Here is a 22,838-nt window from a genome sequence, read left to right on the forward strand (position 1 = left end):
ATGTTTCTTTTTAAATATAAATAGTAATAAAACTGTAAGAAATTTAATTTAACATTAATTATTCTAACTATTAGAACGCTTATCAATGAAATCAATAATTCTAAGCATTATTGTTACAGCACATAATAGCGGAAAATATCTGGCGGCCTGTCTGTGCTCATTGAAGCTTGCCTTAGGGGATCATTTTGACTTATGCGAAATATTACTCATTAATGATGCATCATCTGACGATAGTGAGAGCATATACGATCAATTTGCCCTCGGCTATGAAAACGTAAAAAAATTTAATGTTTCATATGAAAACATCGGGATGGTAAGAAACTTTGCGGTCCACAAGTGCAGTGGCCAATATATCACCATGCTGGATGGGGACGATCTGTTCATACGGGCTTCACTGATAGACATTTTGAATTTTCTCCGCTCCCGCAGACCCGATATGTTGATCACCAAGTTAAATGAAGTGATTGTAGAAGCGCCGGAAGGCAAGGTTGCGCCCTTTTCCGCCAGGAAGATCGGTCAAGACAGGGCCATCAGAGAGTATCTCATTCATAAATCCTTTCAGGCGCATTTCATCGGGAAGTTTATCAAAAGTGAAATTCTTAAAGACCATCATTTTCCTGACTTTATATGTTATGAAGATGCATTTCTTTTTTTAGAAGTTTTGCAGCATTGCGATAAAATATTTTATTCAGGTTCGGGACCCTATTTATATATCAAAAGAGCTAACTCTTTATCAGCGAAAATTGACGAGGGAAAAATTAAGCTTTATAAAATTTCGCTGGAAAGAATGGAGTCTATTCTCGGTGGCGACTATAAGTCACTACAACTTTGTCATTGGATAGATTTCGTTAATCGATATCATAATATCATCGCTCTTTGGCACGATCGCGGCGGGGTGAAACAGTGCCTGGAGAATGTAAGAACCTTGCCTTTTATGCTAAATCCCTATGTGCGCTTGAGTTTCAAACTAAAGCTTCTAAAAGTAAAAAAAATAACCAAAGCTTGGTGATAAGAATAAAATTCTCCCTCAGATAAAAATCCATGTCAATCCGCCAGTCACGGCGCCGGTACCTGAAGTTAATTTTTTGTTTATTAAAACATTATATGTTTTAATATAGGGTTTTAGCGCCATTGTGCTTACCTGGACGACTCCACCACGGCCGTTTTCCATCGTTGCCCGCTTTAGACAACTCTCAATGGTCATGGCCCATTGCACGGCTTTGCTGGTGCGGCTAGGGAAGGATTTTTTATAAGGCTATAATATTATTATGAAAGTTAAATCGAACCGTCTTGTCGATCGGGCCGAGCCGGCAAAGATACCGCTTTATCAAAAGATGAAAGACGATCTGGTGCAGCGGGTTCTGAGCGGTGAATGGCGTCCGGGGGAGCTGGTGCCCAGCGAAACGGCGTTGGCAAATGAATATTCCGTCAGCGTCGGCACCGCCCGCAAAGCCATTGAGCAGTTGGCGCAGGAACGGATGGTGGTGCGCCAGCGGGGGCGCGGCACGACTATTGCCACCAACAGGGGCGGGAGCACTAAGCCGTTTCGCTTTCTGAAATTTTTCTCTCGGGATCATATTCGAACGGAAGAGTCGATATATCTTGAGATTATGCCGGGCAAGGCCACGGCGCAGGAAGCCAAGTCCTTTGGTATCGAGGCAGGCGCACCGGTGGCGCGCATGGTTCGGCTGCGGGCCGCGAACAAGATGCCCATGCTCATCGAAAGAGCCGCCATCAGGGAAGATTTATGCCCTAAAGCCAGCCAACTGATTACCCTTCATCGTCCGGTGAGCATCTCCAGCTTTCTCGACCGCATGTTCAATATTCTGATTATGCGGATCGATGAAAAGATATGCGCGGCGCTGGCCGACGAGGAGGATATCAAGCATCTCGGCGCCGCGGCGGGTGACCCTGTGCTGGCGGTAGAGCGTTTGTCTTACGATCTCGCCGGCCGGCTTATCCAGATAAGCCAATTGCATGTAGCCAAAGAGGCCTACTACGCCACCAGTACCAAGTGAATCACGTCATCAGGGACGCCATACCGGCCGCAAATCATCATCTATTGCCCAGTGCGGCCCGCCGCTCCTGATGCGCACTCCGCCAACCCATCGTTCCATTCCGGCTTGATCAAACCAGTAGGCGCAGCCTGCCGTTACCCGTTGTCCCAAGGATGTCAGCGTCAGCGTGCGTTCATGCCAGAGGCGCTCGGTTCCGGTCTCGGTTATCAACGGGGAGCGTGCGTCAATCAGCGGGCGAAGCAGGGCATGGAACATAGTATCGCCCAGGTACGGAAGCGGCTCCCGTTTCGCCATGAGCTCGGCGAATACTCGGCCAAAAGCAACCGTCCCTTTTTCACGTATGATCTCCAGCGCGAGATGTTCGGTTAACGAAAGACCGGTGCGAAGCGCCGGCAATTCCCTTAATTGCCGTAATAACGCCGGCGCCAGAAAAGGCAATGGCGGACTGGGAGCGTGCGCCAGCGCCGCCCAGGGCAGGGGTGATGAAGAACGATAGGCGGCCCAGGCACGGCGGGCCAGGCGCAACGCATCCTCACCCAGCGGCCGGCGCTGCGGCCAAAGCCAGGCAAGCAAATCGGGGGCGAGTTGGCCGATGCCGATAAATCGTTCCACACCGGGCACGTGATTGATTTCTATCAGCTCCAGCCGAGGGGGGAGATGCCGCAGTCCGGCCAGTAAACGGATCAGGAAAAGCTGATCGTAGGCATCCGCTTCGCACCACAGCACGACATGAGGGGAGTGCGCCAACTGGTCGATAGCGGCGTATTCCTGAGCCAGGCGCTGCCTGCTTTCTGCTTCGTCCATGGCGAAGGCGCGGCTGATAAACTTACTCCGGACCGCCTGGAATTCCGGCGCCGGCAGGTCAGGTACCGGCCCCATGCATAAGGGATCGGTGAACATTCGGAATTCGCCCTTGAAGCCGGCGACGCGCAGAGTATGGGCTATGTCGTTGCCGCAACGCCAATGCACGGAATTTGCTTCATCGTCCGAATCGAATCCGGGGTGGCGGGCGGCGAAAGCAATGGCGTCAATATGCGCCTTCAGCTTCGGCCAGCTGGGAAAGCCCAAGTCTTGGGCAATTAACCATTGCGCATCGGACAAACGACGGGGGTGGGATGAAAATCCGGCGCCCGTAAGGCGTTCTTCCAGGTTGGGTGCGGCGCCGTTCCGTAGCTGCTTGAGCAGCTCTTTGGCACGCTTGCGCTGCTGTTCGAGGTTGATTTTACCGTCGTGGCGGGAAGAATATTGCGGATGTTGAGGCATACGATCTCCATGCTAAGCCTTGTCCGCTGTAAGGCCGGGAGCCGTATGGGCTATTCGTCTGGCTGATGACCTGGGCGCAGCCCTTTCCGCGGACGGGAGGCGTGGAGGACGCCATGTCCCACTATAGCCGAAGAGAAGATAATGACGCCACGCCTTTTAGGCGGAGGGTGTGAACGTGCGCTCATGTTCGTTAGGCGAGGGTTGCAAAGGGCCTTTACTGGGTGTCGCCGCGAAAACGTGCCAGGAGAGGAGAGCGCTGGACATCCGGCATCCATCGGCTAAAATAAATACTGTGTGCATATACAGGTTATGCCAATGACGATGGATCTTTTTGAAGACGCGTTGCCGCCGCCGTGGCACGAACAAATCGCCCCCGGCGCGGTGGTGCTGCATGGTTTTGTCCGCGATCACGGTCCGGAGCTGCTGGCAGCGGTAAACAGCGTGGTAGCGCAGGTGCCTTGGCGCCACATGATCACGCCGGGGGGTTACCGCATGTCGGTGGCGATGAGCTGGTGCGGCAACGGCTGGACCAGCGATAATCGCGGTTATCGCTATTCGGATCGGGATACCCGCACCGGCAAACCCTGGCCGCCGATTCCGGAAATATTGATGGCGCTGGCGGATGAAGCCGCTGTGCAGGCGGGATTCGGCCATTATGTACCGGACTCATGCCTGATGAACCGCTACGATCCCGGCAGCAAGCTTTCCCTGCACCAGGATAAGGATGAAAATGATTTTGGCGCGCCTATTGTATCGGTCTCCCTTGGATTGCCGGCGGTATTTCAGTTCGGCGGCCTGCAGCGCGGCGACAAGGCTAGGCGCGTCCCGCTGGCCCACGGCGACGTGGTGGTGTGGGGCGGGCCGTCCAGACTCAATTATCACGGTATTTTACCGGTGAAGGAGGGGTATCATTCGCTGGTGGGGCCGCATCGTATCAATATTACACTGCGCAAGGCGTTATAGTCGGGTATTGTCATGAATCGCGGTTACCGGCCCGTCTGTTTAAACTGCCGCTGCATATAATTTATTTGTTATTTTATCTACTCACGGCAAAGATACATATTGTGTTTAGGTGTCGTTAATTGCAAAGGCAATCGCATTAATCGAGGATGTATTTATCCCGAATATTCTAATAGTTAAGTAACGGGCCGCTGTCAGAAGGTAAAGCAACGAAGCTTTATGCCAAAACAATTTCAATAAAAATAAGAATGTTATCAAACAAAAAAACCAGCCGCTAAGCTGGTTTCTCAAAACAGTGGTGCCCGGACTCGGAATCGAACCAAGGACACGGGGATTTTCAATCCCCTGCTCTACCGACTGAGCTATCCGGGCAACGGGGCGCATTAAACCGTATCACAAGGATAACGTCAACGGCTTTATCACCTTTGCCCGCTCGGTTGACGAGATTTCATGCAGCCCTCATCCCACCGCCTGGAGGCATATCCGGCTGCCTTTGGAAAGGCATTGAAGCAATAAGTTATGTCATAATTTATCAAAATTAATTAATTTATCTATTAATCAAGTAGTTATGATCAATTTGGATTTTGTTTATTTTGAAGATTTTTTCTTGAACAGAGAGTAAAAAAATGCAATTATTGCCCGAATTTCTCTTATTATTCCAAAAGGTCAATGGGGGCCGCAGGTATGAACAATTCCTTGCTGCTGCGCTGCCACATCAGTCAACTTTGTCTGATGGCATTCTCCTATTGTCTCATCGATCCCTATTTTTCTTTCCCGCTCACGCCCACCATGCGGTGAGGTTACCCCTGACCAGCTTGTAAGCATGACTGAAATCAGAGGGCTCCTCTGCTTTTCCTTATGCTTATTGGCTGCCGTCATCAGCGGTTTCTTCCATAAATGCCGAATTTCCTAGTGGAAAACCTTGAAAGTTAATGCGGGTTGAGAAATTTCTCTCCCATTTACGTGCCTTCCGGCACATACACTCATCCTTAACCTTTTGGGATCGGTGACATGAAACTACTTAAGATCGCGGCTAGCGCCAGCCTTGTCGGGCAACTGCAGACGGCACGGGAAATCGTGCCGTTGACCGAGACTGATTTTACCGATGTGGCCGCATTGGTGGTCACTCCGGACGATGTCCGGGCGGGGTTGCTGAATATACTGCGGAACACCGGGCTGTCGATTCCGGCGTTTGTGGCGATAAATGAGCAGGCGCAGGCTGCGGGCATGGCACTACCGAAAGAGGCCTCAGCGCTGGTATTGAACGGTTCAAAAGAGAGTGCGGCCCTCTTGGAAGCCGCGGCGGATACTTATCAACAGACGTTGCTACCGCCGTTTTTCGATACCCTGACCAAATATGTCGCCATGGGCAACAGTACCTTTGCCTGCCCGGGACACCAGGGCGGCCAGTTCTTTCGTAAGCATCCCGCCGGCCGTCAGTTCTATGAGTTTTTTGGTGAAAACCTGTTTCGCGCCGATATGTGCAATGCCGATGTGAAGCTGGGGGATCTGTTGATACATGAGGGTTCGGCCAAAGAGGCGCAGAAATTTGCCGCCAAGGTGTTTAATGCCGATAAGACCTATTTTGTACTCAACGGCACTTCATCCGCCAACAAGGTCGTGACCAACGCCTTGCTGACCAGGGGGGATTTGGTCCTATTCGATCGTAATAATCATAAGTCCGTGCATCATGGCGCGCTAATCCAGGCCGGGGCGACGCCAATCTATCTTGAAACCGCCCGTAATCCGTTTGGTTTAATCGGCGGTATCGATGCTCACTGTTTCGAAGAGAGGTATCTCCGGCGCCAGGTGGCGGAAGTCGCTCCGTGGCGGGCCGATGAGCAGCGCCCGTTCCGTCTGGCGGTAATCCAGCTGGGTACCTATGACGGCACCATCTATAATGCCCGCCAGGTGGTGGACAAGATCGGGCATCTGTGCGATTACATCCTGTTTGATTCCGCCTGGGTGGGTTACGAACAATTTATCCCGATAATGGAACAATGCTCGCCGCTCTTATTGGATCTCAACGAACACGATCCGGGGATTTTTGTGACCCAGTCGGTACATAAACAGCAGGCGGGATTCTCACAGACCTCGCAAATCCATAAAAAAGACGCCCATATCAAAGGGCAAAAAAGATTCTGTAACCATAAGCGTTTTAATAATGCGTTTATGCTGCATGCCTCCACCAGTCCCTTCTATCCCTTGTTCGCCGCATTGGAGATCAACGCCAAAATGCATGAAGGCGCCAGCGGCCGGCGTCTGTGGCAGGACTGTGTGACATTGGGAATCGATACGCGCAAGGAATTGCTGGCGCAATGCCGGCTTATCCGGCCCTTTATTCCTGAAACCGTCAACGGCAGACCCTGGCAGGATTACGATACCGGCGTCATGTCCGAGGATGTGCGGTTCTTCAATTTTGAACCGGGCGAGAGCTGGCACGCGTTCAGCGGCTATACCGACAATCAGTATTTTGTCGATCCCTGTAAATTATTATTGACCACCCCCGGTATCGATCGGGTGAGCGGAAATTATTCAGCGTTCGGTATACCCGCCACCATCCTGGCGACCTATTTGCGCGAGCAGGGCATCGTGCCGGAAAAATGCGATCTGAATTCAATCCTGTTCCTGCTCACGCCGGCGGAAGATCGTCCAAAGATGCAGCGGCTGGTGGCGGCGCTGGTGCAGTTTGAACGCTATATCGAGCAAGACGCGCCGCTGTGCGACGTGCTGCCCAGTATTTATGAGAAGCATACCGATCGTTATGAAGGCTATACCCTGCGCCGGCTATGCCAGGAAATGCATGATTTATACGTCAGTTTCGATGTGAAGCAGCTACAGCGGGATATGTTCCGGCGGGAGTGCTTGCCGCAGGTGGCGATGAATCCGCAAGAAGCGAACATCGCCTTTGTGCGCGGTGAAGTGGAGTGTGTCGCCATTAGCAAAGCCGAAGGGCGCGTTGCCGCGGAGGGGGCGCTGCCTTATCCTCCCGGCGTATTGTGCGTGGTGCCCGGAGAAGTCTGGGGCGGGGCGGCGCAGCGTTATTTCCTGGCCCTGGAGGAGGGGCTGAACCTGCTGCCCGGCTTCTCGCCGGAATTGCAGGGCGTCTACGCCATCGAGCAAGAGGACGGCATCAAACGCCTCTATGGCCACGTTATCAGCCGTTAGTCCGAGGGCCGGCTGTCCGGCCCTGAGCTTGTTGACAAAGTGCTCGGTCGAGACAGACTGCCAGATCGTAAACACGCCGTGAACCCGTCCCTGGGGGCTCGATCCGCGCCGTCCCTGGCGCGGACGGTTTACTCTTCTGGCAGTCTGTCCCGCCTTTTTGACTCCGAGTACGTTTGTCAGCAGTCTGCCCTTTAGTATTTTTATTTCCCCCTTAGCGCCGGTAGTATTTCTGCAGGGTATTCACCTTATACAGATAACGCCGCGACTCGGCTGACGGATGTTTGGTGGTCAGGGTTTCATACACGTCCGCAGGCTGCAGTTCGTTGATAAGCTCGAAGGCCTGGTTTTTGTCGCTGGAGAACACCCGCAGAACGCTGCCCGCGCCGCCGTTATAGGCGGTGATGACCGCATAGCGCCTTGAGGTGGGATTGGCGATGCCTGCCAGGTAATTCGACTGCAGCAGGGCCAGATAGGCGGTCCCCGTGTCGATATTATTTTCCGGATCGAACAGGAAGCTGCGGCTTGGCTGGCCCCAACGGCCTTGCATTTTGAACACATCCCGGCCGGCGCTGTGCTGAACCACCTGCATCAGACCCAAGGCATCGGTATGACTGACCGCGTAAGGGTTGAAGCTGGATTCAGTCTGCATGATTGCCAAGATCAGGGATTCGTCCACGCCATATTTTTGCGCGGCGTTACGCACCATCGGCAAATATTTATGGGCACGCTTATCTAGATGGTTAGGCACGAGCTGAATGGTAATCGACCATATCACGTGCAGATCGGAAGTCCGGCTCTGGAGCCGGGTTTGCAGCAGATAATCGGCAAAACTGGCGGCCCGTCCCTCCCAGCGAATGGGCTGGCCGGTGTTATCCACCACCTGGCCGTACAGGAAGGGTTCCTTGCTGATCTGGATATCATTGGCGTCGGAGTAAAGGTCGGTGCTGCTCGGATCGTCCCCCATCAGCAGGGTGCTGATAATCGCCTGCCGCAGATGCGCCGCAGGATCGGTGCCGGCGATGGTTTCCACCGTGATGGTGCCGGCGTCAAAGTTGATATGACTGCGGGTTAGGTATTGGTCGGTGTATTTAACGTAATCCTTTGGTCCGGCAATCAGGACTTCATTTATGCCCCAGATGTTTTCAACGTTATTGGCAAATTGCCCCATCAATATATCGAAGCCGTTGGTGTCTTTCACATAGGCTTCATTGTCTTCATTTTTATGGCTGGAACACGAGAACAACATGGGCGCTATAACTAGCAAAGCTAAAATTTTATTCATCTTACATGCCGTGTCGGGACGAAAAATACATAAGGGCTAATTCCGCCCTGAAACATACCCTAAAGAATTCGAGCCGCAGAAAGACAGCGACAAATCCGTCCGGAACAGATTTGAACAGCGCCTGCGCTGGCCCGAAGGGGCGAGGCCCATGGAGGGGCCGGGTATTGCCAACGCGCCAGCAACATGAAGCATGACGGGTCGAAACGTCATTTGCTGGGCGGAGTATAGCCTTCGACATGCACATCCTGGCCCTCGAACAGGAACTTGACCATTTCCTGTTCGAGTATTTTCCGGTCGGCGGGATTCATCATGCTGAGTTTTTTTTCGTTGATAAGCATAGTCTGTTTGGACATCCACAACGCCCAGGCTTCTTTGGAAATGGTTTCAAAGATGCGTTTACCCAACTCGCCGGGATACAACTGAAAATCCTGCCCTTCGGCCTCGCGTTTAAGATAGGTGCAATAAATCGTTCTGCTCATCGTTATTCCTCTTTGGCGACAGGCTGTAGCAATGCCGGTTGCCATGGTTTACCCACTTGTTTTAATAAGCGTTCTACCGGCGCGGCCAGTCCCACTGACGGTGGCTGCGCTAAGTTATACCAGAGTCCGGCGCCTTCATCCATGCAACCTTGCATATCGGTAAGATCCATGCGCAGAGGGACGATGTCCAGATGAAAATGGCTGAACGTATGGCGAAAAGCCACCATTTGCTCGCCGCGTTGGATATCCATGCCGCGTCTTTCAAGCCACAGCGCCAGATCTTCCCGCCGGGAAAACTGCGGGAAACAAAACAGCCCGCCCCACAGGCCGACGGCCGGACGCTGTTCCAGCCAAATCCGCTGGCCTGACTGCAATAATAAAAACCAGGCGGTCTTTTCGGGCAAAACCTGCCGGGGTTTTTTGCCGGGATAGCGGGCCCAGGTCCCGGCGGCATAGGCTTCGCACCCCGTATGCAGCGGGCAGAGCTCGCATTTGGGCCTGGTGCGGGTGCACACCATGGCGCCCAGGTCCATCATGGCCTGGTTGAATGCCCCGGCGTCCCGGGCCGGTGTGAGCTGTTCGCTTAAGGCCCACAGCCGCTGCTCCACCTCTTTTTTACCCGGCCAGCCTTCAATGGCAAAACAACGGGCCAATACGCGCTTCACATTGCCATCAAGGATAGGATAATGTTGGCCAAGCGCCAATGATAATACCGCGCCGGCGGTGGAGCGACCGATACCGGGCAGCTCCGTGATATCTTCATAGTTCGTTGGAAACACGCCATTGTGCCGGGAGGCTATCAGCCGGGCCGCCTTATGCAGATTGCGCCCGCGGGCGTAATAGCCCAGGCCGGTCCACTGATGCAGCACTTCGTCCAGCGGCGCCGCCGCCAGCGCGCCTACCGTGGGAAATTTCGCTAAAAAACGCTCGAAATAAGGAATAACGGTGGCAACCTGGGTTTGTTGCAGCATAATTTCAGACAGCCATACTTTATACGGCGTTTTCTCCAACTGCCATGGCAGGGTCTTGCGGCCGAAGCGCTGGTACCAGTCCAGCACTTGCTGCGCGAACTGTTGCGCTTGTATCATCTGGGGAGTTTCACTCTCTGGCGGGTCTCGGGGTCGACGCTTCTGGCAGCGATTCCAGCACAGAGTTGCCACCCTGTAAACAGGAACTTTCTGAGGCCGACCACTTGCTAATCAAGGTTATCTTTGCATAATGCGCGTTTGCCCATCAACTTGTACGACACGAAACCACTATGAGCAATAATGTTATCTCCCCCGAGTTTGACGAGCAGGGGCGTCCGCTGCGGCGTATTCGCAGTTTTGTCCGGCGGCAGGGTCGTTTGACCAAAGGTCAGCAACTGGCGGTGGATAAATTCTGGCCGGCAATGGGGGTGGACTATCAGGCCATTCCGATAGCGTTCTCTTCGCTGTTCGGACGGGAGGCTCCGGTAACCCTGGAAATCGGTTTCGGCATGGGGGCTTCGCTGGTCCAGACCGCCGCAGCGCATCCGGATCAGGATTATCTGGGCATTGAAGTACATTTACCCGGCGTCGGCGCCTGTTTGTCCAGTGCAAATGAATCCGGTATCGATAATTTGCGGGTCATGTGCCATGACGCGGTGGAAGTGCTGGAGAATATGATCCCCGATGACAGCCTGGCGCTGGTTCAGCTCTATTTCCCCGATCCCTGGCATAAGGCACGGCATCATAAACGGCGTATCGTACAGGGACCGTTCGTGGATCTGGTGCGCCGAAAACTGCGGGCGGGGGGCGTATTCCACATGGCCACCGATTGGCAGCCTTATGCGGAACATATGCTCGATGTCATGAATCAGGCGGCGCATTTTCGCAATCTTTCGTCACAAAATGATTACGTGCCGCGCCCGGAACACAGGCCGTTGACCAAATTTGAACAGCGCGGACAAAGATTAGGGCACGGTGTGTGGGATTTAATGTTCGAAAAAGTGGTCTGATAGTGCGGGCTATACCGCCGTCGATTTTCAGGAGAAGGTATGTTGCGCAAATTGGTGCTGGGTTTATTGATGTTAACGGCATGGCAGGCTCAGGCGGATTATCAGTGTCCGGTCAAGCCGCAGGACGATATTTTTATCAGCTCGCAGCAGGTGAGGGTGGCGGGGGCCAGCGGCGATATCACCATCACTCCCGATGGCCAGGTGGCGCGCAACGGCCAGCCGCTGAACCTGAACGGCGAACAGCGGCGCCAGGCGGCGGATTATCAGGCGTCGGTGCGGGAACAACTGCCCTGGATCGATGAGGGCGCACGCAGCCGACTGGAAAAGGGACGCATTGCCCTGGACCGGATTATCGTACAGCAGTTGGGTAGCGACAGTCATGTGCGCGAACGGTTGACCACTTTGGATCGGCAATTGAAGCAGCAGATGAACCGTATTATTGAACACCGTCCCGAAGGGCTGGCCTTCCACCACCAGGCCATCGCCCAGGTTGAGCAGGACGGACGTCGCATTGTCCAGGACAGCATGGGGGGCGTGGTGCAGGACAGCCTGAACGAGATGGGGACGCAGCAAGCCATGAAAGCCGCCACCGGCAGCAGCCCGTTGCAAGCGGTTATGGGCAATCTGGGGAGTTTGCAGCAAGCGATTCAAAATGAGTGGAACAGCCAGGAACAGGATTTCCAGCAGTTCGGTCATCAGGTTTGCCAGCGGGTGACTCATCTTGAGCAGCAGCGCGGGGATTTGATGAAATCCCTGCAATAGCCCCGCAAAGCGCCCGTTCCCGCGCGGTCAGGTGTTTCACTCTAAAAACCACGCGCCTGTTCCGGCGGTCGCGTGATTTATTCCATAAACATTTCCAGTAACGGGTTCAGGAACAGTTTGCCTTTCTCGGTAACCTGCCAGCAGCTGTCGTCTTCGGAGATATAACCGCCCGCCAGGGCCTGGTCAAGGGCAGGACGGACCGTTTCTTCATCCAGACCGGTAAAGGCGCTGAACTCCTGCCGTGGGGTGGGTTCCGTGAGCCGAAAACGGTTCATGAAGTACTCAAAGGGCAAATCCGCCGGTTCCACCCCATAGCGCTTCTCCAGGTAGTTTCCTTGCATATAGCCACGGGGATGGCGCGTTTTGACCGTGCGCAGCAGGGTGCCGTCGGCCTGGGACAGCTTGCCGTGGGCGCCGCAACCGATGCCGAGATAATCGCCGAAGCGCCAGTAATTCAGGTTATGCTCGCATTGAAAGCCCGGTTTGGCATAAGCGGAGGTTTCGTATTGCCGGTAACCGGCGGCGGCGAGAAGGTGGTTTCCCTGCTCGAAGATATCCCACAAGGCGTCGTCGTCCGGCAGGACCGGCGGACGGGAACCGAACAGCGTATTGGGTTCGATGGTCAACTGGTACCAGGACAGATGCGACGGATTGAGGGCGATGGCCTGGCGCAAATCGTCCAGGGCCTGTTCCAGCGTCTGATCGGGCAAACCGTGCATCAAATCGAGATTAAAGCTGCGCAAGCCCAGACCGGCGGCCAGGCGGGCGGCCCCGCGGGCCTCCTGCGCGCCATGAATCCGTCCCAGACGGATCAGTTTCTCTTCATTGAAGCTCTGCACCCCGATGGAAATGCGGTTTACACCGGCCTGATGATAGGCGTGAAAACGTTCGGCCTCTACCGTGCCCGGATTGGCTTCCATGGTAATTTCCGCGAAGGCGTTCACCGGCAATCGCCGGCGTACGCCATCCAGCAGGCGTTGCATGGCCTCGGAGCTGAGCAGGCTGGGAGTGCCGCCGCCGATAAAAATCGTGCTGATTTCGCGACCGCCGGTGTAGGCCAGATCCTGGTCCAGATCCGCCAGCAGATGATTCACGTACTCCTCATGGGGAACGTCGCCCTTCAGCGCATGTGAATTGAAATCGCAATAGGGGCATTTCTGCACGCACCAGGGGATATGGATGTACAGGCTGAGAGGCGGCAAGCTAAGCATGACGCAGGCCGTCCAGCAACAGCGCCAGGGCTTGGCCGCGATGGGACAAGCTCTGTTTCTCAGTCCGGCTCAATTCGGCGGCGCTGCAATCCAGCGCGGGGATCCGGAACACCGGATCATAACCGAACCCGCCGTCGCCCACTGCATCAGGCCCGATAACGCCGCGCCAGGCGCCGTGGCAAACCAGGGGAATGGGATCGTCGGCGTGGCGCAGATAGACCAGTACGCAATGGAAGCTGGCGCCGCGCTGGTGTTCCGGTACGCCTTTAAGGGCGTTTAACAGTTTTTCCAGATTTTGCCGGTCATCGGCATCGGGGCCGGCATAGCGGGCCGAGTATATTCCCGGCGCGCCGCCAAGATGGTCCACCGCCAGCCCGGAGTCATCGGCAATGGCGGGCAGGCCGGTGAGGCGGGCGGCATGGCGCGCTTTAAGCAGGGCATTTTCAATAAAAGTCAGGCCGGTTTCTTCCGCCGACTCCACCCCGAGCGAGGCCTGCGACACCACCTCCAGGCCGAAATCCGTCAGCAGTCCGGCCAATTCGGCGACTTTACCGGCATTACCGGTGGCCAATACGATTTTTTGCATAGTCCTGGTCCTTACGGATACCGCTTACAGCTGATACCACAGCCCCTGAAACAGATCCATCCCCAGGTAGTTCAGCAGATAGAGGATCAAAATAACAACCATGGCGGAGAAGTCGATACCGCCCATGGCCGGAATAATGCGCCGAATCGGCGCCATCAGCGGTTCGCTGAGCTGAAACAGCACGTAATCCATCGGGCTGCGGCCCTGGCTGACCCAGCTCATCAAGGAGCGGATGATAATCACCCAGAACACCAGCTGCCCGGCGGCTTTCAGCAGCGTCAGCAGCCCCACCAGCAAATTCAGCGGATCCACCGCTAACGCGCCGGCCTGAATCAGCATCAACAGCGGGAATTTCAGCGTGGCCAGAATATAGGCCAGTAGCAGCGACGCGCTGTCAATGGGGCCCAGCGACGGAATAATACGGCGCAGGGGGCCGATAATCGGCTGGGTTATCTTGACGATAAATTGCGAAAACGGATTATAAAAATCGCAACGTACCCATTGCATCCAGATACGCAGCAATAGCACCATGATATAGAGATCAATCACGGTGGTGACCAAAAACGTCAGCGTCAACATAAGAAGAAAGTGTCCTTAATAACGTTAAATTGCACGGAGTCGCGAAGTATCAGAATAATTTTTCCATTTCTTCCGCGCGCTTGACCGCCGCCCGCATGGCCTCGGCGACGGTTTGCGACAGTTGCCGTTCATCGAACACCCGCAGCGCCGCGGCGGTGGTGCCGCCTTTCGATGTGACATTTTGCCGCAATGTCCCAAGGGGGGTATCGGGACTTTTTTCAGCCAGTTCGGCGGCGCCGATGGCTGCCTGCCTCACCAGCATGGCCGCCGTCTCCTGGTCGAATCCCTGGTTGACGGCTTCTTGCTGCATGGCTTCCATCAACAGGAAAAAATAGGCCGGCGCGCTGCCCGCTGCGGCGATGATTCCGTTGATATCGCTCTCTTTCCCCAGCCAGCAGGTTTTACCCACCGCGCCCATCAGGCCGGCGGTGAAGTCGCGGTCGGCCCGGCTCACCTGTTCCGGCGCGTAAAGCCCGCTCATGCCTTTACCCACCAGCGAGGGGGTGTTCGGCATAATCCGCACCAGATTTATGGATTCACCCAGCAGCGCCCGAAAGCGGCTCAGGTTTACCCCGGCGGCGATGGACAGCACCAGTTTGCCGGAAAAATCCACGTTCTCAAAAAGCTGGCGGCAAACATCCGCCATCAGCTGTGGTTTCACCGCCAGAACCACCACATCCGCCGATTGGGCGGCAGCGGTGTTGTCATCGACGGCGTGTACTGAAAAACGTTCCGCCAGCGCGTCGCGGCGCTGGGCCGTCGGCGCGCAAACGGTGATAAGTTCGGCGGGATAGCCTTGCGCCACCAGGCCGGAGATGATGGCCTGCGCCATATTGCCGGCGCCGATAAAGGCGATTTTGCGCTGTTGCATGCTCTTCCTCATCATTATGATTATGCTGTGGGGGCGCCGTAATCCCTGGCGCCGAAAATAGCGGTACCGATTCTTACCAGGGTACTGCCGGCCGCAATCGCCGCCGCCATATCGCCGGTCATCCCCAGAGACAGGGTGTCGGCCTGGGGGAATTGCCGGCGTAAACCGTTAAAAAGCGACGCCATCCGCTGAAATACCGCCAGCTGCCGCTGATAATCGCTTTCCACCGCCGGGATGGCCATCAGTCCGCGCAGCCGCAAGCGGGGCAGTTCCGCCACCGCCGCCGCCAGTTCAGGCAGCCTGTCGGGCATAATACCCGACTTGCTCTCCTCGCCACTGATATTTATCTGAATCAGCACGTTCAACGGCGCCGATTCCTCCGGGCGCTGATGGTTCAGTCTCTGTGCCAGTTGCAGGCGATCCAAGGTGTGCAGCCAGTGAAAATGTTCCGCCACCAGGCGGCTTTTATTCGATTGCAACGGGCCGATAAAGTGCCATGACAGGGGAGGGATAAATTCCCGCTGCTGAAAATAATGGATTTTTTCGACGCCTTCCTGCACATAATTTTCGCCAAAAGCCCGCTGGCCGGCGGCAATGGCTTCTTCGATCGCCTCCACAGATTTGGTTTTGCTGACCGCGAGCAAAGAAATTTCCCCGGGATCGCGGCCGCATTCCCTGGCGGTAGCCGAGATTCTTGCTGTTACCTGCTGTAAATTCTGTTCGATAGCGCTCATGTTTTCAGGAGGTCGTATGAATATGGATGAACTGGTGGCCCATAGTGTAAAGCATAATGCGTCAGATCTGCACCTTTGTCCGGGTTTGGCGCCCATCGTTCGTATCGACGGCGAGCTGCGCTCCCTGAAGACTCTACCACCCCTCGGCGAAGATATTATTACCGGCTGGTGCGAAGGCTTTCTCGGCCCCCGCGGCCGGGACGCGCTGGCACTGTCCGGCCAGGCGGACGGCGTGACGGCGCTGGCCGGCGGCCGGCGTCTGCGCGCTCATTTTTTCCGCCAGCATACCGGCGTTTCGGCCGCCTTCAGGCTGATTCCCGCGCAGATACCCGCGCTCTGCGCGTTAGGGGTGCCGCCGGAGATAACTGAACTGCTGGCCCGGTCCCAGGGCCTGCTGCTGGTGACCGGCGCCGCCGGCAGCGGCAAATCCTGCTCGCTGGCGGCCATGGTGGATCATCTTAACCATCTCCGCCGGCAACATATCATTACCCTGGAAGACCCGGTGGAATTTATCCATCAGCCGGATCGCTGTCTCATCCAGCAGCGGCAAATCGGCGAACATTGCCGAAATTTCCGGGCCGGCCTGCTGGGGGCGCTGCGGGAGGATCCGGACGTTATCCTACTGGGGGAGTTGCGCGACGCCGCCACTGTTCGTTTGGCGCTCACCGCCGCAGAAACCGGCCACCTGGTGCTGGCGACGCTGCACGCCAGGCATGCCTGCCAGGCCGTCAATCGGCTCCTGGACGCGTTCTGCGCCCAGGAGCAGGATTTTGCCCGCGGCATGCTGGCCGATAGCCTGCTGGCGGTAATGGCGCAACAATTGGTGGCGCGGCAGCAGGGGGGCCGCATGGGTCTGTTTGAGCTGATGATCGCCACGCCGGCGGTGCGCAACCTTATCCGCGAAGGTAAAACCCATCTGCTGCCGGGACTGCTGCAGACCGGAAAGGGACAGGGCATGTTGACTTTTGAGCAAAACTCTCGGCAGCGGGGCGGCGGTTAGACCCCCGTTGTCCACGGTTCCATGATTTACCAAGGGGGCCGCTAGGGTCATGAAATCTTAACAAACTGATGGGAGCAATTTTGCCATATAGTTTTTACCGCGATGAGGAATATTTCTATTTATAGACACGCCGTTTATTTTGAAAAACGTTTATTGTGAAGAATGGTGTAATAAATAACTAAGCCGGTATATCCAACTAAAAAAACGCGTGACGTCGTTGCTGGCTAAGAATATCAGAATAGGGGAATGGAATAAAAACCGCAGGGCAACAAAGAAGAGGCTATTGGACGGTCAAAAAAAATGACAATAACTTAACCGTTTCCCGTGGTGCCGTGTTTTTTTTTCTGAAACCGCTGACGATATTGCCGGGGGGAGATACCGTAGGATTGATTGAACACCACGGAAAAATAATTGCTGTCGTCGAATCCGCATTGGGAAGCCACCTCGCCGATGGTTTGTTTCCCGCGGCGCAATAGGTCCATGGCTTTGCAAAGCCTTAGCTGCCGTAAATACTGGTTAACGCCAATGCCGGTCTGCTGTTTGAACAGCGATTTCAAACTGCGGGCATTCAACTGGTGTTGCCGGCAAAAGTCTTCCAGACGAAAGGGCTCATTGATACTGACGCGTAACGCCATCAGTAACAAATCCAGCTGTTCGGCATCGGAAAGCAGCAGACTGTCCGGAGAGTGGCGGAACCGTTTGAGCAACAGCGCCACCTGGAGAAACAGCGCTTCGCTGAGCATAATCGACAGCGGGTCGGTTTTCATGCATTCCCGCGCCAGCGCATCCACTTCCCGCCGCAGGACCGACATGCCCGGCGTGCTCAGCCGCCAATATCGCTGGGCCTGATCGACGTTTTCCCCCGGCAGCAGGGAGTCCCAGTCGGAGGATAGCGTCAGGCGATGGCGGCAATACAGGATATTATCCAGCTCCAGGTCATTGACGGATTCATAGCTGTGTTTATCGGCGGCGTTGATATAAAACAAATCGCCGCAGGTAATGGTGTAGGGCACATCGTTCAGGATATGCAGGCCGTTGCCCCGCCAGACGATGACCAGTTCATTGAATTCATGGGTATGGGTCGAGAAGGCCGGCTGCGGATGACGATCCTCGACGGTGATTGCATTTTTATCTGACAGGAAATAATCAGTAGTATCCAGTTTCAGATGAGACATCGTGACCTTCCCCGGCACCTACACAAAAGGGGAATAATGGCACGTTCGCGAGAGCGATTTATTGCGCCGGGCATCATTTGCCATAATTCACCGTTAACTCATTGAAATCAATGTTCCCCGTTACGGAGCGTTTTAGGGGATAAAGAAAACTCTCGGCGGAACTGGGTGGAAAAATGATTACTGTCGCTAAAGCCGCAGGCGTGGGCAATTTCGGTAATGGTTTTATCGCTTTGCTGTAATTGCTTACGTGCTTCCAATAAGCGCAGCCGGTTCAGGTAGCGCTGCGGGGTCATGCCGGTTTGCTGCTTAAGCTGGCGATGCAGGGTGCGCAGCGGCAGGGAAAACTGTTCCGCCAGGGCCAGCCAGTCGATATCGTTGCAAAAGTTATGCTGCAACCAGCGTAACAAACCCTGCAAGCGCTGCTCCCGGTTGCCGTCGCCGCGGTTTTGGAAACAGCCGTTGCGCAGCATGATAAGCAATTGCAAAAACTGCCCTTCGCTGGCGGCAATGCTTTCCGGCGAAATGTCCGCCATCAAGTCGCTCAAGGCGCGGATATACTGTTTGGCCTGTTGCATCTGCGCATGATTTATCTGCCAGCTCAACTGGCCGTCCGGCAGGTCGCGCGAGGGCAAAAAATCACTGAGGTCGGCCAGGTAGCGAAATCCGTGGGGGGAACGGTACAACACGTTAATCAAATTCAGATCGTCGACGTTTTCAAAGAGATGATGATCGTCGGCACGAATAAAACAGACAGTTCCGCTGCCTAGCACGTAGGGTTGATCGTTGAGAACATGGATACCCGATCCCTTTTCAACGAGGACTATCTCCCAAAAATCGTGGTAGTGCTCGGGGAATGCAGGCTGAGGCCAGCGTGGTTCAATGGCCACCGTCGCGTCTTTTGAAATAAAGAAATCCTCACCGCAGAGTAAAGTCATTGCCGGTACCTCACCGTTATAGGGACTTTATAGTAAGGCGTGCTACTAAAATATAACCTTAAATTATTGACCGGCATCAGTGTCATTCGGGTTATTTTTTAAAGATTGGTGATAGTAAGATCAAAATTGCGGCGGTGATCACAGATGCGCCGACAATATATTTTTTTACATCAGGGACCCTGGCTGCCTGCCATATTTGTGATCTGCTTCACATTCATCTTCGCTATTCTGCCACCCATGCATTCGGGGTGGCATTCACCGGAAGGTGATTAATGAACAAAGTTCTTACACTGCCAGCCATAGAATAAAAGAAATAATCGTAATGGCCGTGGGGAATATTCTCGCTGTCCATCTGACAGAGGAAGCTTATTATGAGTCAATCCATTGAAAATGCCTGGCAATTGGCAAGGCAGCGTTATGCGGATATTAATGTCGACGTTGACGCAGCCTTGACATTGCTGGATACCTTGCCGGTTTCAATGCACTGCTGGCAGGGTGACGATGTGGCCGGTTTCGAGAACCCCACCGGATCGCTGACCGGCGGCATTCAGGCCACCGGCAATTACCCCGGCAAAGCGCGTAATGTCCGTGAGCTGCGTGGGGATTTGGAGCTGGCTTTCCAGTTGATTCCCGGCCCGAAGCGGCTGAATCTCCACGCCATTTATCTGGAGGCCGAGGGTCGGGTTGAGCGTAATGAAATCGAGCCGAAGCACTTCGCCGGCTGGGTGGACTGGGCGCGTAATCACGATTTGGGCCTGGACTTCAATCCTACCTGTTTTTCACACCCCCTCAGCGCCGATGGCTTTACCCTGTCCCATGCCGATGCAGGCATCCGCCGCTTCTGGATTGAACACTGCCAGGCCAGCCGCCGGATATCCGCCTACTTTGGCCGCGAACTGGGTACGCCGTCGGTGATGAATATCTGGGTCCCGGACGGGATGAAGGACGTCACCATCGACCGGCTGGCGCCCCGGCAGCGCTTTATGGCCGCACTGGACGAGGTGATAGCCGAAAAGCTGGATAGCCGCCACCATATCGACGCCGTCGAAAGCAAACTGTTCGGCATCGGCGCCGAAAGCTATACCGTGGGATCCAGTGAATTCTGCCTGGGTTACGCCAGCAGCCGCGGTATCGCCCTTTGTCTGGATGCCGGCCATTTCCATCCCACCGAGGTTATTTCCGACAAGATCTCCAGCGCCATGCTGTTTGTGCCCCGGCTGCTGCTGCACGTCAGCCGGCCGGTGCGCTGGGACAGCGATCATGTGGTATTGCTGGACGATGAGACCCAGGCCATCGCCAATGAAATCATCCGCCATGATTTGTTTGATCGCGTGCATATCGGACTGGATTTTTTTGATGCGTCCATTAACCGCATCGCCGCTTGGGTCATCGGTACCCGCAATATGAAAAAAGCGCTTCTGCGGGCTCTTGTGGAGCCCACGGGGCAACTGCGTGAATTGGAGCAGCAAGGAGATTACACCGCGCGCCTGGCGTTGCTGGAAGAGACCAAATCACTGCCCTGGCAGGCGGTGTGGGATAAATATTGTCAACTTCACGATGTACCGGTCGGCGGCGATTGGCTGCGGGTGGTTCGTGAATATGAAAGTTCCGTATCAAGCAAACGCTGAGGATAATGAGTTATGCAAACCATACTTTCTTCCTGGTTCGTACAGGGAATGGTCAAAGCCACCACCGACATGTGGCTTAAAGGTTGGGATGAGCGCAATGGCGGTAACGTCAGCCTGCGTCTGACGCCGGAGGATGTCGCTCCGTACCGTGCGGAATTCAGCCCCCAGCCCCGTACCGAATCCTTGACCCAGGGGGTGCCGGAATTAGCCAATTCCTATTTTTTGGTTACCGGTTCGGGAAAGTTTTTCCGCAATGTGCAATTATCCCCGTCGGATAATCTGGTGCTACTGCAAGTCAATGCCGAAGGAAACGGCTACAGTATTCTCTGGGGTCTGACCGCCGGCGGTCTGCCCACCTCCGAACTGGCGTCTCATTTCCAGTCCCATGTGGTGCGCAAGCAGGTGACGAAGGATAGCAACCGGGTCATTATGCATTGCCACGCCACCAATCTTATTGCCCTGAGCTACGTGCTTGATCTGGATAGCGCCCGCTTTACCCGCGAGCTGTGGGAAGGCAGCACCGAATGTCTGGTGGTGTTCCCGGACGGCGTGGGCATCGTGCCCTGGATGGTGCCGGGCACCGACGGCATCGGCGCGGCCACCGCTGAACAGATGGAATCCCATCCGCTGGTTTTATGGCCGTTCCACGGTATTTTTGCCAGCGGCCCAACCCTTGATGATGCCTTCGGTCTTATCGACACCGCGGAAAAGTCGGCGGAAATCATGGTTAAGGTCCGCTCCATGGGCGGGAAAAAACAGACTATCAGCCGGGAGGAACTGATTGCCTTGGGCCGCCGGTTCGGGGTGACGCCGATGGCGGCGGCGCTGGACGTGCAAAATGATTAGAAAGGCTTTCGTCATGCAGGTGAATCCCGAGGCCCATGAGGAGTACCGCCACCGCCACAATCCCATCTGGCCGGAGCTGGCGCAAACCCTCAAGGCCCACGGCGCACATCACTACAGCATTTTTATGGATGAAGAACGCCACCTGCTGTTTGCCTATGTTGAAATGGAATCCGAGGAGCGCTGGAATGCGGTGGCGCAAACCGACGTATGCCGGCGCTGGTGGAAATACATGACCGCCGTAATGCCGTCCAACGAGGATAACAGCCCGGTGAGCACCGAATTGAAAGCGGTGTTTTATCTGGAGTGAGGCGTGTTCCCGGTCATCTGCTGTTCAAAGTAGCTTTCCAGGATAATGACCGCCGAGCCGGCATCGACCCGGCCCTTGCTCAAGGCACGGAATCCCCCGCGTTCGAATAAACCGGCGCGGGCTTCCACGGTGCTCAGCCGTTCATCGTGCAGCACGACCTCGTAGCCGAAACGGCCGTGCAGACGGTTGGCGAACTTGCGCGCCCGCAGGGTGAGGGGCTGTTCGCTGCCGTCCATATTCAATGGCAGTCCTACCACCACCAGATCCGGTTGCCACTCATGCAATAATTTTTCCACCTGCAACCAGTCGGGAACGCCTTCCTGCGCCTTGAACGCCGTTAATGGCCGCGCGGTACAGGTAATCTCCTGGCCGATGGCCACACCGATGCTTTTGGTACCGAAATCAAACGCCATCATAGTGCGATTGGACATTATGCATGGCCTGCTTCGTTGGCGATATTATGCATATCGATACCTAATTTGCGCGCCGCGTCGCGCCAGCGGGACGCGATGGGGGTGCGAAACAGGATTTCGCTGTCGGCGGGAATAGTCAACCAGGCGTTTTCCAGCAGCTCATCTTCCAACTGCCCTTTTTCCCAACCGGCGTAGCCCAGCGCCACCAGGACGTCCTGCGGCTGTTGGGCCGTTCCAAGGGTTTCCAGTACGTCTTTGGATGTGGTGATCATGGTTTCTTCGGAAATAGCGATGCTGGAGCCGAATCCTTCTTTAGGCGTGTGGAGGATAAACCCCCGATCGTCCGCCAGCGGACCGCCGGCAAATACCGGCTTATCCAGCCGGATGGCAGGGTCTCTCTCTACCGGCATGATTTTCAGCTTGAGGAGCACACTTTCTACTGTGAATTGCTCCACCGGCTTATTGATGATCAATCCCATGGCCCCCTCATCGTTATGTTCGCAGATATAGATTACCGAGCGCTTAAATAACGGATCCTGGAGTGAGGGCATGGCGATAAGGAAGTGATGCTGTAAATTCATTCTGACTTTTTTTATATAAAGAGTTTAATAAATAGGCGAAGAGCAAGTATGCGGGTAAACGG

The 22,838-nt window shown here is 55.0% G+C and carries 23 protein-coding genes and 1 tRNA gene; 10 read left to right on the forward strand and 14 right to left on the reverse strand.

Annotation, left to right across the window (positions count from 1 at the left end):
* The first annotated feature begins 85 nt into the window (after nt 1-85).
* Nucleotides 86-1,009: a glycosyltransferase family 2 protein gene (locus ACL2XO_RS05560; protein WP_413742355.1), complete on the forward strand. Its 924-nt coding sequence runs from the start codon at nt 86-88 to the stop codon at nt 1,007-1,009.
* Between the two features lie 259 nt (nt 1,010-1,268).
* Nucleotides 1,269-2,018 (forward strand): GntR family transcriptional regulator, encoded by a 750-nt coding sequence (locus tag ACL2XO_RS05565; RefSeq protein ID WP_132923417.1) that lies wholly within the window; start codon nt 1,269-1,271, stop codon nt 2,016-2,018.
* Between the two features lie 9 nt (nt 2,019-2,027).
* On the opposite strand, the gene ACL2XO_RS05570 is transcribed toward ACL2XO_RS05565, so the two are convergent.
* A complete protein-coding gene (locus tag ACL2XO_RS05570) occupies nt 2,028-3,281 on the reverse strand; it encodes a DUF1835 domain-containing protein (RefSeq protein ID WP_413742356.1) in 1,254 nt (417 codons plus the stop codon).
* A 315-nt stretch (nt 3,282-3,596) separates the two neighbouring features.
* Between ACL2XO_RS05570 and alkB the strand changes: the two genes are divergently transcribed.
* Nucleotides 3,597-4,244, forward strand: coding sequence for a DNA oxidative demethylase AlkB (gene alkB / locus ACL2XO_RS05575; RefSeq protein WP_203522800.1), 648 nt, complete (start codon nt 3,597-3,599; stop codon nt 4,242-4,244).
* A gap of 293 nt (nt 4,245-4,537) precedes the next feature.
* On the opposite strand, the gene ACL2XO_RS05580 is transcribed toward alkB, so the two are convergent.
* Nucleotides 4,538-4,613 (reverse strand) — tRNA-Phe (locus tag ACL2XO_RS05580).
* Nucleotides 4,614-5,252: 639 nt separating this feature from the next.
* Between ACL2XO_RS05580 and ACL2XO_RS05585 the strand changes: the two genes are divergently transcribed.
* Nucleotides 5,253-7,409 carry an ornithine decarboxylase gene (locus tag ACL2XO_RS05585; RefSeq protein ID WP_413742357.1) on the forward strand — a complete coding sequence of 719 codons (2,157 nt, stop codon included), beginning with the start codon at nt 5,253-5,255 and terminating at the stop codon, nt 7,407-7,409.
* 211 nt (nt 7,410-7,620) lie between these two features.
* On the opposite strand, the gene mltC is transcribed toward ACL2XO_RS05585, so the two are convergent.
* From mltC to mutY, 3 genes are all read right to left on the reverse strand, one after another.
* Nucleotides 7,621-8,691 (reverse strand): membrane-bound lytic murein transglycosylase MltC, encoded by a 1,071-nt coding sequence (mltC, locus tag ACL2XO_RS05590; RefSeq protein ID WP_413742358.1) that lies wholly within the window; start codon nt 8,689-8,691, stop codon nt 7,621-7,623.
* A gap of 206 nt (nt 8,692-8,897) precedes the next feature.
* Complete coding sequence (locus tag ACL2XO_RS05595; RefSeq protein WP_132923403.1) at nt 8,898-9,170, reverse strand: oxidative damage protection protein; 273 nt, start codon at nt 9,168-9,170, stop codon at nt 8,898-8,900.
* 2 nt (nt 9,171-9,172) lie between these two features.
* Nucleotides 9,173-10,258 carry an A/G-specific adenine glycosylase gene (gene mutY, locus ACL2XO_RS05600; protein ID WP_413742359.1) on the reverse strand — a complete coding sequence of 362 codons (1,086 nt, stop codon included), beginning with the start codon at nt 10,256-10,258 and terminating at the stop codon, nt 9,173-9,175.
* 170 nt (nt 10,259-10,428) lie between these two features.
* Here mutY and trmB point away from each other — a divergent pair, with 170 nt between their 5' ends.
* Together trmB and ACL2XO_RS05610 are read left to right on the forward strand one after the other, a co-directional pair.
* Nucleotides 10,429-11,148, forward strand: coding sequence for a tRNA (guanosine(46)-N7)-methyltransferase TrmB (trmB, locus tag ACL2XO_RS05605; RefSeq protein ID WP_413742360.1), 720 nt, complete (start codon nt 10,429-10,431; stop codon nt 11,146-11,148).
* Nucleotides 11,149-11,187: 39 nt separating this feature from the next.
* Entirely contained in the window at nt 11,188-11,910 is a 723-nt protein-coding gene (locus ACL2XO_RS05610; protein ID WP_132923400.1) for a DUF2884 domain-containing protein, read from the forward strand.
* Between the two features lie 77 nt (nt 11,911-11,987).
* Here ACL2XO_RS05610 and hemW read toward each other — a convergent pair whose 3' ends face one another.
* Genes hemW through ACL2XO_RS05635 form a run of 5 tightly spaced genes read right to left on the reverse strand, consistent with a single transcriptional unit; the run spans nt 11,988 to nt 15,891 of the window.
* Nucleotides 11,988-13,121 (reverse strand): radical SAM family heme chaperone HemW, encoded by a 1,134-nt coding sequence (gene hemW, locus ACL2XO_RS05615; protein ID WP_413742361.1) that lies wholly within the window; start codon nt 13,119-13,121, stop codon nt 11,988-11,990.
* A complete protein-coding gene (rdgB, locus tag ACL2XO_RS05620; RefSeq protein WP_413726596.1) occupies nt 13,114-13,707 on the reverse strand; it encodes an RdgB/HAM1 family non-canonical purine NTP pyrophosphatase in 594 nt (197 codons plus the stop codon). Before rdgB ends, hemW begins: the two co-directional genes overlap by 8 nt.
* 24 nt (nt 13,708-13,731) lie before the next feature.
* Nucleotides 13,732-14,286 carry a YggT family protein gene (locus ACL2XO_RS05625; RefSeq protein ID WP_132923397.1) on the reverse strand — a complete coding sequence of 185 codons (555 nt, stop codon included), beginning with the start codon at nt 14,284-14,286 and terminating at the stop codon, nt 13,732-13,734.
* 49 nt (nt 14,287-14,335) lie between these two features.
* Nucleotides 14,336-15,157: a pyrroline-5-carboxylate reductase gene (proC, locus tag ACL2XO_RS05630; RefSeq protein ID WP_413742362.1), complete on the reverse strand. Its 822-nt coding sequence runs from the start codon at nt 15,155-15,157 to the stop codon at nt 14,336-14,338.
* A gap of 20 nt (nt 15,158-15,177) precedes the next feature.
* The gene (locus ACL2XO_RS05635) at nt 15,178-15,891 is read right to left on the reverse strand and encodes a YggS family pyridoxal phosphate-dependent enzyme (RefSeq protein ID WP_413726598.1); all 714 of its coding nucleotides are present in this window, start codon (nt 15,889-15,891) and stop codon (nt 15,178-15,180) included.
* Between the two features lie 16 nt (nt 15,892-15,907).
* Between ACL2XO_RS05635 and ACL2XO_RS05640 the strand changes: the two genes are divergently transcribed.
* Nucleotides 15,908-16,891 carry a type IV pilus twitching motility protein PilT gene (locus tag ACL2XO_RS05640; RefSeq protein WP_413742363.1) on the forward strand — a complete coding sequence of 328 codons (984 nt, stop codon included), beginning with the start codon at nt 15,908-15,910 and terminating at the stop codon, nt 16,889-16,891.
* Between the two features lie 311 nt (nt 16,892-17,202).
* Here ACL2XO_RS05640 and rhaR read toward each other — a convergent pair whose 3' ends face one another.
* Complete coding sequence (gene rhaR / locus ACL2XO_RS05645) at nt 17,203-18,066, reverse strand: HTH-type transcriptional activator RhaR (RefSeq protein ID WP_413742364.1); 864 nt, start codon at nt 18,064-18,066, stop codon at nt 17,203-17,205.
* Nucleotides 18,067-18,173: 107 nt separating this feature from the next.
* Entirely contained in the window at nt 18,174-19,001 is an 828-nt protein-coding gene (gene rhaS / locus ACL2XO_RS05650) for an HTH-type transcriptional activator RhaS (RefSeq protein ID WP_413742365.1), read from the reverse strand.
* Between the two features lie 371 nt (nt 19,002-19,372).
* Here rhaS and ACL2XO_RS05655 point away from each other — a divergent pair, with 371 nt between their 5' ends.
* From ACL2XO_RS05655 to rhaM, 3 genes are read left to right on the forward strand one after another with little or no spacing between them, the layout of a single operon-like run.
* The gene (locus ACL2XO_RS05655) at nt 19,373-20,629 is read left to right on the forward strand and encodes an L-rhamnose isomerase (protein ID WP_132923391.1); all 1,257 of its coding nucleotides are present in this window, start codon (nt 19,373-19,375) and stop codon (nt 20,627-20,629) included.
* Between the two features lie 12 nt (nt 20,630-20,641).
* Nucleotides 20,642-21,475: a rhamnulose-1-phosphate aldolase gene (rhaD, locus tag ACL2XO_RS05660; RefSeq protein ID WP_132923390.1), complete on the forward strand. Its 834-nt coding sequence runs from the start codon at nt 20,642-20,644 to the stop codon at nt 21,473-21,475.
* Entirely contained in the window at nt 21,468-21,782 is a 315-nt protein-coding gene (gene rhaM, locus ACL2XO_RS05665; protein ID WP_413742366.1) for an L-rhamnose mutarotase, read from the forward strand. The genes rhaD and rhaM overlap by 8 nt, the downstream gene beginning before the upstream one ends.
* On the opposite strand, the gene ruvX is transcribed toward rhaM, so the two are convergent.
* A complete protein-coding gene (gene ruvX / locus ACL2XO_RS05670) occupies nt 21,770-22,213 on the reverse strand; it encodes a Holliday junction resolvase RuvX (protein ID WP_132923388.1) in 444 nt (147 codons plus the stop codon). The genes rhaM and ruvX overlap by 13 nt on opposite strands.
* Nucleotides 22,213-22,776, reverse strand: coding sequence for a YqgE/AlgH family protein (locus tag ACL2XO_RS05675; protein ID WP_132923387.1), 564 nt, complete (start codon nt 22,774-22,776; stop codon nt 22,213-22,215). Before ACL2XO_RS05675 ends, ruvX begins: the two co-directional genes overlap by 1 nt.
* Between the last annotated feature and the right edge of the window lie 62 nt (nt 22,777-22,838).

The organism is Sodalis sp. RH15, assembly GCF_047324255.1.
In the GTDB taxonomy this organism is placed as follows: domain Bacteria; phylum Pseudomonadota; class Gammaproteobacteria; order Enterobacterales; family Enterobacteriaceae; genus Acerihabitans; species Acerihabitans ligni.

Excerpts from the sequence above, each read along its gene's own strand:
- ACL2XO_RS05560 (WP_413742355.1), top strand. The coding sequence starts at position 86 with ATGAAATCAATAATTCTAAGCATTATTGTTACAGCACATAATAGCGGA.
- ACL2XO_RS05565 (WP_132923417.1), top strand. The coding sequence starts at position 1,269 with ATGAAAGTTAAATCGAACCGTCTTGTCGATCGGGCCGAGCCGGCAAAG.
- ACL2XO_RS05570 (WP_413742356.1), bottom strand. The coding sequence starts at position 3,281 with ATGCCTCAACATCCGCAATATTCTTCCCGCCACGACGGTAAAATCAAC.
- alkB (WP_203522800.1), top strand. The coding sequence starts at position 3,597 with ATGACGATGGATCTTTTTGAAGACGCGTTGCCGCCGCCGTGGCACGAA.
- ACL2XO_RS05585 (WP_413742357.1), top strand. The coding sequence starts at position 5,253 with ATGAAACTACTTAAGATCGCGGCTAGCGCCAGCCTTGTCGGGCAACTG.
- mltC (WP_413742358.1), bottom strand. The coding sequence starts at position 8,691 with ATGAATAAAATTTTAGCTTTGCTAGTTATAGCGCCCATGTTGTTCTCG.
- ACL2XO_RS05595 (WP_132923403.1), bottom strand. The coding sequence starts at position 9,170 with ATGAGCAGAACGATTTATTGCACCTATCTTAAACGCGAGGCCGAAGGG.
- mutY (WP_413742359.1), bottom strand. The coding sequence starts at position 10,258 with ATGATACAAGCGCAACAGTTCGCGCAGCAAGTGCTGGACTGGTACCAG.
- trmB (WP_413742360.1), top strand. The coding sequence starts at position 10,429 with ATGAGCAATAATGTTATCTCCCCCGAGTTTGACGAGCAGGGGCGTCCG.
- ACL2XO_RS05610 (WP_132923400.1), top strand. The coding sequence starts at position 11,188 with ATGTTGCGCAAATTGGTGCTGGGTTTATTGATGTTAACGGCATGGCAG.
- hemW (WP_413742361.1), bottom strand. The coding sequence starts at position 13,121 with ATGCTTAGCTTGCCGCCTCTCAGCCTGTACATCCATATCCCCTGGTGC.
- rdgB (WP_413726596.1), bottom strand. The coding sequence starts at position 13,707 with ATGCAAAAAATCGTATTGGCCACCGGTAATGCCGGTAAAGTCGCCGAA.
- ACL2XO_RS05625 (WP_132923397.1), bottom strand. The coding sequence starts at position 14,286 with ATGTTGACGCTGACGTTTTTGGTCACCACCGTGATTGATCTCTATATC.
- proC (WP_413742362.1), bottom strand. The coding sequence starts at position 15,157 with ATGCAACAGCGCAAAATCGCCTTTATCGGCGCCGGCAATATGGCGCAG.
- ACL2XO_RS05635 (WP_413726598.1), bottom strand. The coding sequence starts at position 15,891 with ATGAGCGCTATCGAACAGAATTTACAGCAGGTAACAGCAAGAATCTCG.
- ACL2XO_RS05640 (WP_413742363.1), top strand. The coding sequence starts at position 15,908 with ATGAATATGGATGAACTGGTGGCCCATAGTGTAAAGCATAATGCGTCA.
- rhaR (WP_413742364.1), bottom strand. The coding sequence starts at position 18,066 with ATGTCTCATCTGAAACTGGATACTACTGATTATTTCCTGTCAGATAAA.
- rhaS (WP_413742365.1), bottom strand. The coding sequence starts at position 19,001 with ATGACTTTACTCTGCGGTGAGGATTTCTTTATTTCAAAAGACGCGACG.
- ACL2XO_RS05655 (WP_132923391.1), top strand. The coding sequence starts at position 19,373 with ATGAGTCAATCCATTGAAAATGCCTGGCAATTGGCAAGGCAGCGTTAT.
- rhaD (WP_132923390.1), top strand. The coding sequence starts at position 20,642 with ATGCAAACCATACTTTCTTCCTGGTTCGTACAGGGAATGGTCAAAGCC.
- rhaM (WP_413742366.1), top strand. The coding sequence starts at position 21,468 with ATGATTAGAAAGGCTTTCGTCATGCAGGTGAATCCCGAGGCCCATGAG.
- ruvX (WP_132923388.1), bottom strand. The coding sequence starts at position 22,213 with ATGTCCAATCGCACTATGATGGCGTTTGATTTCGGTACCAAAAGCATC.
- ACL2XO_RS05675 (WP_132923387.1), bottom strand. The coding sequence starts at position 22,776 with ATGAATTTACAGCATCACTTCCTTATCGCCATGCCCTCACTCCAGGAT.